Source organism: Rothia sp. P7181 (assembly GCF_048513015.1).
GTDB lineage: Bacteria > Actinomycetota > Actinomycetes > Actinomycetales > Micrococcaceae > Rothia.
Genome location: NZ_JBLXXZ010000023.1, coordinates 1 through 7,895 on the forward strand (window position 1 = coordinate 1; position 7,895 = coordinate 7,895).

6 protein-coding genes are annotated in these 7,895 nt (G+C 48.5%); all 6 read left to right on the forward strand.

Annotation, left to right across the window (positions count from 1 at the left end; all coding sequences use genetic code 11):
- The coding region (locus ACN08Z_RS08235; RefSeq protein ID WP_419104044.1) for an acyl-CoA carboxylase subunit beta at positions 1–1,355 on the forward strand (1,355 nt) is incomplete at its 5' end.
- 53 nt (positions 1,356–1,408) lie between these two features.
- Positions 1,409–1,702 (forward strand): acyl-CoA carboxylase subunit epsilon, encoded by a 294-nt coding sequence (locus tag ACN08Z_RS08240; RefSeq protein ID WP_419104045.1) that lies wholly within the window; start codon positions 1,409–1,411, stop codon positions 1,700–1,702.
- A 79-nt stretch (positions 1,703–1,781) separates the two neighbouring features.
- Positions 1,782–3,488, forward strand: coding sequence for a DUF885 domain-containing protein (locus ACN08Z_RS08245; protein ID WP_419104046.1), 1,707 nt, complete (start codon positions 1,782–1,784; stop codon positions 3,486–3,488).
- Between the two features lie 138 nt (positions 3,489–3,626).
- On the forward strand, positions 3,627–4,304 hold the full coding sequence (locus ACN08Z_RS08250) for a Maf family protein (RefSeq protein WP_419104047.1): 678 nt from the start codon (positions 3,627–3,629) through the stop codon (positions 4,302–4,304).
- Positions 4,305–4,496: 192 nt separating this feature from the next.
- A complete protein-coding gene (locus ACN08Z_RS08255) occupies positions 4,497–6,278 on the forward strand; it encodes an acetyl/propionyl/methylcrotonyl-CoA carboxylase subunit alpha (RefSeq protein ID WP_419104049.1) in 1,782 nt (593 codons plus the stop codon).
- 151 nt (positions 6,279–6,429) lie between these two features.
- On the forward strand, positions 6,430–7,827 hold the full coding sequence (locus tag ACN08Z_RS08260) for an MFS transporter (protein WP_419104048.1): 1,398 nt from the start codon (positions 6,430–6,432) through the stop codon (positions 7,825–7,827).
- Positions 7,828–7,895 lie beyond the last annotated feature (68 nt).

Below are 7,895 nucleotides of genomic sequence, written 5' to 3' on the forward strand. Positions count from 1 at the left end.
TAGGTGATGGTCTCGTCTGTGGTTATGGAACAGTAGATGGTCGTCTTGTAGCAGTATATTCGCAAGATTTCACCGTATATGGTGGTTCTCTTTCACAGGTCAATGGCGAAAAAATCGTTAAGGTACAAAAATTTGCTCTTGATAATGGGTGCCCTGTAATTGGTATCAACGATGGTGGCGGAGCGCGTATTCAAGAGGGTGTCGCTTCATTAGCGATGTTTGCCGACATTTTCCGCATGAATGTTCGTGCCTCAGGGGTAGTTCCCCAGATTTCTGTCATTTTAGGTCCTTGTGCCGGCGGTGCAGCCTACTCCCCTGCGCTGACGGATTACATTATCATGGTTGATAAGACCTCACACATGTTCATCACCGGACCTGACGTTATTAAAACGGTAACTGGTGAAGACGTTGATATGGAGACCCTTGGTGGGGCGCATCAACATAACGCTGTGACGGGAACGTCAGCTTATCTTGCTGAGGATGAAGAAGACGCTTTTGACTTCGTGCGAGAACTCCTCGAATTTTTACCAGCAAATAATCTTTCGGAACCTCTGACAGTGGACCATGATCAGGAAGAAGATCTCATCGACGAGGATTATTCTTTAGATACGCTTATTCCTGACTCAGCTAACCAGCCTTATGATATGCGTACCGTTATTGAGGCTGTCGTAGATGACGGGCACTTTTTACCTTTACAAGCACTCTACGCCCCTAATGTGATGGTTGGTTATGCCCGTATTGAGGGACGCACCGTAGGTATTGTCGCTAACCAGCCGGTACAGTTTGCAGGAACCTTAGATATTAATGCTTCGGAGAAAGCTGCACGTTTTGTTCGAACCTGCGATGCTTTTAACATTCCTGTAGTGACTTTTGTTGATGTGCCGGGGTTCTTACCGGGTAAAGATCAAGAGTTCAACGGCATTATTCGCCGTGGCGCAAAACTGCTCTATGCATACGCTGAAGCAACGGTTCCTCTGGTAACGGTGATTACTCGTAAAGCCTATGGCGGTGCCTATATTGTGATGGGTTCACGGAAGCTTGGCTCAGATATTAACCTTGCGTGGCCAACTGCGCAGATTGGTGTGATGGGCGCACAGGGTGCTGTCAATATTTTGTATCGTCGTGAGTTGGCGTCGGTTGCTCAGGCTCAAGGAGATGTTGAGGCTCGACGAGAAGAATTGGTATCTCAATATGAACAAGAATTACTTAATCCTTATCAGGCGGCAGAGCTGGGCTATGTTGATGAGGTTATTGCTCCCGCTGAGACGCGTGTGCGACTGATTCGTGCGTTACGTGCTCTTCGCGATAAGCGTGAGACGCAACCGGCGAAAAAGCACGGCAATATCCCCTTGTAATTGCTGTTGCGCACTATGAGTTTTTCGATCCTGTCTATTGTTTGGAGTTTGTGATGGCTAGTTCGTCGCTACGTTTTGCGTTTTCTCTTGGCTCTCGTCGCTCCTCAGAACAGCAAGAATCCCCTGCAGAAGTAGAGCAAGAACCACTTTTTTCGGTAGTTTCAGGTAACCCAACGGAGGAAGAACTGGCAGCCTTATCTACTGTTTTACTTGCTGTGGCTCAGTCTCATCAACAACAGCAGAAACCGTCTATGGGGCAGTGGCAGCGTCGTTTGTTACGTGGGCAGAGTCTAGGTGTTCGGTTACGCCCTGGCCCTGGTTCTTGGCGTCGTGCTCGCCCTATGTAGGTTCTAAAAACTGTTTTTTGAGATTAAGATTTTGGACTGTGCTTGCCTTCACAAAAGGATTACCCAGTAGAATGGAGGCATGTCGAAATTTGATACCATTCCTGCGGTTTACCGCCAAGAACGTCAGAGCACATCTGTAGACGCCATCGCTAATGAATATTATGAAGCGACTCTTCAGCTAGATCCTTCAGCTGCAACGTTAGCGGGACGTGCTGGACATGAGACAGAATACGGTGATGTGTTCTCCCCCGAAGGTCACGAGAAATCTATTGAGTTGATTCGTCAGACTCTTGCTCGTCTTGAACAAGCAACACCCGCTGATGATGTTGATAAGGTCACCATTGACGCGATGCAAGAACGACTCGGTCTCGAACTTGAATTGCATGAAGCAGGGTTAGGCACATGGGAAATTAATAACATTGCCTCTGCTTCGCAAAGTATTCGCGCAATTTTTGACTTGATGAATCGCGAGACTCCTGAACATTGGGCTCATATTGCAGGACGTATGAAGAATGTTCCTGCCGCGATTGACGACTATATTCGCACCTTAGAAAATGCGCGTGAACGTGGAAATGTTGCGGCGCGCCGTCAGGTAGAAATTGTCATTGAACAGACCGATGCGTATATTGCTGAAGATGGTTTTTTCCAAAAGCTTCATGAAGAAGTTGTTCAGCATGCCCCTGATTTAGCACAGCAGGCGCGAGAAGGTGCAGACGCTGCCATTGCAGGGTACCGTACCCTTAATTCTTATCTTCGTGAAACTCTTTTGCCGGTAGCGCCGAAAGAGGACGCAGTCGGTATTGACCGTTACCGTTTATACTCTCGCCAGTTCCTCGGTTCAAAGATTAATATTGAGGATACCTACGCGTGGGGCGTTCAAGAGCTAGAACGTATTATTGACGAGCAGAAAGAAGTTGCTGAGCAGATTAAACCAGGTGCTTCCATCGAGGAGGCAAAGGCTGTTCTTGATGCTGACCCTGAACGTACGTTGCATGGTACTGAAGAACTAAAAGCGTGGATGCAGAATCTCTCAGATCGTGCGGTGGAAACTCTTGCCGGCGATTATTTTGATATTGGTGGCGCCATGTGCGAGCTAGAGTGCATGATTGCTCCCACTCAAGAAGGCGGTATCTACTACACTGGACCTTCCCCCGATTTTGAGCGCCCCGGTCGCATGTGGTGGTCTGTTCCTGAAGGAGAAGAAACCTTTGGTACATGGCGCGAAGTTTCGACGGTCTACCATGAGGGTGTACCGGGACACCATTTACAACTTTCTGTAGCAACCGCTATGTCTCAGACTCTTAACCAGTGGCGTGCTAATGGTGTTTGGGTTTCTGGTCACGGTGAAGGCTGGGCTCTTTACGCTGAGCGTTTGATGCAAGAGCTTGGGTTCTTAGAAGATCCCGGTGACCGCATGGGCATGCTTGATAACCAGCGTATGCGTGCAGCTCGCGTAGTCTTCGATATTGGTGTGCACTGTGGTCTTGAAATTCCAGAACGTTGGGTAAAAGAACTTGGTGTTCCTGCCGGTGTATGGGATGCAGAGAGCGGTTACCAGTTCCTCAAAGCAAACCTAGACCTTTCTGAGGGCCAACTAAACTTTGAATACGCTCGTTACTTAGGTTGGCCAGGCCAGGCTCCTAGCTATAAGATTGGCGAGCGCATTTGGGGTCAGTTGCGTGATAAAGCTCGTGCTCGTCAAGAAGATGACCGTGATTTCCATACTCGTGTGTTGAAGCTCGGTTCTATGGGTCTTGATAGCTTGGAGAGGGCTTTGGATCTCTAAGCATACCTAGTTTTTCCTGCGTAGGCGGGTAAAGACTGTTGTTGAAGGTGCCGGTATATATCTTTTCTAAGATATATACCGGCACCTTTTGATGTTAAGGTATGTGTTCTTTCTGGTGTTACTTCTACACTGGTAGTTATGAGTTCTTTTTCTTTGGTTTCTGATGTTGAGCCAACATTAGTTTTGGCGTCTTCTTCGCCTGCTCGTCAGAAGCTTCTTCGTGATGCGGGGATTATTTTTCAGGTTTGTGTGTCTTCGGTAGATGAGGACGCTGTTGTGGCTCGTGCTCAAAAGGATGCTGATGTTAAAGGTTTGGGTGAGCTGACTCCGGCTCAGGTTGCGTTACTTTTGGCTCGTGCTAAGGCTGAGGATGTTGCTCGTTTGGTTGATGTACCGGGGGCTATTGTTCTTGGGTGCGATTCTGTTTTTGAGTTAGATGGTGTGGCTTATGGTAAGCCTCATGACGCAAGTACGGCTGTTGAGCGTCTTCGGTTGTTCAGTGGTGCTTCGGGGTTGTTGCATACGGGGCATTGGCTGATTGATACTCGGGTAGTGCACGGGCGTTCGTCGTCTGAGTTACGTACTGCTACGGTGCATTGCGATGCTCTTTCGGAGGATCAGATTCATGAGTATGTGGCGACGGGTGAGCCGCTTGCTGTGGCTGGTTCGTTTACGATTGATGGGTTTGGTTCTGCGTTTATCCGCGGTATTGAGGGCGAGTACCATACGGTGGTGGGGTTGTCGGTGAATGCGCTTAAGGATATGTTGGCGGATTTAGGTCTTTCTATCACCAATTTTTGGACGAAAACGGCATAATTTTTCAAAAATCTTCTGGTTTTTTCGGTACTATCAGCTAAGAAAAGAACTCTGCTGACGTGATAAGAATGTAGACTTTTCTCAACCATAATCTTTATTTGTGCTTGTCGCAGAAGAATATAGCTAACCTCTTTGGGGTGGCAAGGAGCTTTTTCATTGAGCAAAAACACCGAACGTCTACGTGGTCAGTTTATGAGCGTGCCGGGTCGTCATACAGGTCCTGTTTCTAAGGTTTTAGTGGCGAATCGTGGTGAAATTGCGGTTCGTGTTATTCGCGCTGCTGAAGATGAGGGTATCAGCACCGTTGCGGTCTATGCTGATTCTGATCGCGATGCTTTGCACGTTAAGTTAGCGACGGAGTCTTATTCTTTAGGTGGTAGCACTGCTTCAGATTCTTATTTGGTGATGGATAAGATTCTTAGTGTTGCAGAGCGTTCTGGCGCTGATGCTGTTCACCCCGGTTATGGTTTTTTGTCTGAGAATGCTGAGTTTGCTCAGCGTGTGATTGATGCGGGTTTGACGTGGATTGGGCCTTCCCCAGAATCTATTACGTTACTTGGCGATAAGGTTGCAGCACGTTATATTGCAGATAAGGTCGGGGCGCCGCAGGTTCCGGGGACAAAGGATCCTGTGTCTTCTGTGGCTGAGGTTGAAGATTTTGCTGATGAGTTTGGTCTTCCTCTTGCCATTAAGGCTGCTTTTGGTGGTGGTGGACGCGGTATTAAAGTGGTTCGTCAGCGTGAGAAGATTGCTGAACTTTATGAGTCTGCTGTACGTGAGGCGACGGCTGCTTTTGGTCGTGGCGAGTGTTTTATTGAGCGTTTTTTGGATTCTCCACGTCACGTTGAGACGCAGTGTTTAGCTGATGCTCATGGCAATGTTGTGGTGGTGTCTACACGAGATTGTTCGTTGCAACGTCGTAATCAGAAGCTGGTGGAGGAGGCTCCTGCGCCGTTTCTTTCTGAGCAGCAGCAACAGCGTCTTTATGATTCTTCTCGCGCAATTTTGCAGGAGGCTGGTTATCAGGGTGCGGGTACGTGTGAGTTCTTGATTGGTGTGGATGGGACGATTTCCTTTTTGGAGGTTAATACTCGTTTGCAGGTGGAGCATCCTGTCTCTGAGGAGGTCTCTGGTATCGACCTTGTTCGAGAGCAGTTCCGTATTGCTCGAGGTGAGGAGCTTGGATATTCTGACCCTGTTTTGCATGGGCATTCGTTTGAGTTCCGTATTAATGGTGAAGATGCGGGTCGTTCTTTTATGCCCTCTCCCGGTACTGTTGAGAAGCTGGTGATTCCTACTGGCCCTGGTGTTCGTTGGGATTCTGGCGTTGTTGAGGGCGATGTAATTGGCGGTTCTTTTGATTCGATGCTTGCCAAGCTCATTGTTACGGGGGCGACGCGTCAGCAGGCGTTAGAGCGTTCTCGTCGTGCGTTATCTCAACTGGTGGTTGAGGGTATGCCTACGGTGACGAATTTTCATCGTGCGGTGGTTTCTGATCCGGCGTTTGCGCCTGAGGGCGATTCTCCTTTTAGTGTGCATACACGCTGGATTGAGACGGAGTTTAATAACACGATTGCGCCTTATGATGGGGCGGCTGGTTCTGTGGATGAGCAGAGCGAACAGCGTCATCAGGTGGTGGTTGAGGTCAATGGTAAGCGTCTTGAGGTTGTTCTTCCTCAGTCTTTGGGCTCGGTTACTAAGCCTGCGCCAACGGCTAAGAAGCGTAAAGAACGTGGGGGCTCTCGTACTGCTGCAGTTAATTCTCATGAGCTGACCTCGCCGATGCAAGGCACTATTGTCAAGGTTGCTCTTAAGGATGGGGATAAGGTTTCTGAGGGGGATCTTGTTGTTGTTTTGGAAGCAATGAAGATGGAACAGCCGATTACGGCTCATCGTTCTGGGAAGATTAGTGGGTTGAAGCTTAAGGCTGGGGATACGGTTTCAGCTGGTGCGACGATAGCTACGATTAAGTAATTGCGTGGTGAGGGTTGTTTCTGATGTTAGGTGTAGCTGTTTCTACCCTAAGACACAATCTTTCACATAATGAGACAAGCAGGGTTTTCTGTCCTCTCACGTCCTAAAGTATTAGACCAACAACGTCTGATTCTTTCCAAGAGAGGTACCCGTGGCTACACGAACCACACCAGATACACCCAGCGCATCAGCGCACCACAAAACGCCAGTTCCACGAAGTCGAGTAATTCTTGCTTCGCTCATTGGAACTACTATCGAGTTCTACGACTTCTACATCTACGCAACCGCTGCTGTAGCAGTTTTTCCGGCACTGTTCTTTATCGGTGTCGATGACACTGCCAAGCTCTTAGCTTCCATGGCAACATTCGGTGCCGCATTCGTAGCACGCCCCATTGGTTCTATTATCTTCGGACATTTTGGCGACCGTATCGGACGTAAAGCCACCCTCGTTGGCGCGTTATTGACCATGGGTATTGCAACCTTCCTAATTGGTTTGCTTCCTACCTATCACCAGATTGGATTATGGGCGCCGGCGATGCTCACCATCTTAAGATTTACTCAAGGTCTTGGGCTAGGCGGAGAATGGTCTGGTGCAGCTCTACTCGCTACAGAGTATGCAGAAGAAGGCAAACGTGCACGCGCTGCCATGTGGCCCCAGTTGGGAGCACCATTCGGGTTCATCTTGGCGAACGGGTTTGTCCTCTTCCTCACCACTCTCATGTCTTTTGATTCCACCGCTGATTCGTCCAATATGTCCCATACATTCATGATGTGGGGTTGGCGCATTCCTTTCCTAGCGTCTCTGGTGATGGTTTTCATCGGACTCTATGTACGTTTCAAGCTCGAAGAAACTCCTGTATTTGCTCAGGTCTTGAAACAGGATGAGCGTGTTAAAGCGCCTTTGGTCGAGGCACTCAAAACTGCATGGCTACCGATGATTCAAGGAACTTTCATCATGATTGCCTGCTACGTTTTGTTCTACCTCATGACAGCGTGGATTCTTTCCTACGGAATTGGCAAAGTCGAAAAAGGTGGCTTGGGTATCTCTTATCACGATTTCCTCATGGTACAGCTCGTATCTATTATTTTCTTTATCGTCTTCATTCCTGTATCTGGATGGTGGGCAGATATTGCTGGGCGTAAACAGCAACAACTCATCACCACTTTGCTCATGTCTCTTTACGGTTTGACGTTCTCTTTCTTCATCTCCCCCGAAACTATCGGTACTGGTGAAGACGCAAACATCGTTTTGTTGACCGCGTACATGTCTGTAGGTATGGCACTGATGGGCCTATCTTTTGGTTCTATGTCTGCCTACCTTCCAGAGTTGTTCGCAACTCACGTACGTTATACGGGTTCTGGTATTGCCTATAACGCAGCGTCCATTCTTGGTGCAGCTTTGACTCCTTTTGTGGCAGTCTATTTGAACTCCATTGGCGGTGTTGGATACGTGGGCATGTATCTTAGCGCGGCGGCTTTGCTCTCCGTACTCTTTATTGCTATCACCGGTGAGACGAAGAACCGAGATTTGCATACTATTGGGCGATAGTATCTTCAGCTCCGGCATATAAGGGGTGGGGGGTTTCCAGTAAATGGTACACCCCACCCCCTATATAA

Excerpts from the sequence above, each read along its gene's own strand:
- ACN08Z_RS08245 (WP_419104046.1), top strand. The coding sequence starts at position 1,782 with ATGTCGAAATTTGATACCATTCCTGCGGTTTACCGCCAAGAACGTCAG.
- ACN08Z_RS08255 (WP_419104049.1), top strand. The coding sequence starts at position 4,497 with ATGAGCGTGCCGGGTCGTCATACAGGTCCTGTTTCTAAGGTTTTAGTG.
- ACN08Z_RS08240 (WP_419104045.1), top strand. The coding sequence starts at position 1,409 with ATGGCTAGTTCGTCGCTACGTTTTGCGTTTTCTCTTGGCTCTCGTCGC.
- ACN08Z_RS08250 (WP_419104047.1), top strand. The coding sequence starts at position 3,627 with ATGAGTTCTTTTTCTTTGGTTTCTGATGTTGAGCCAACATTAGTTTTG.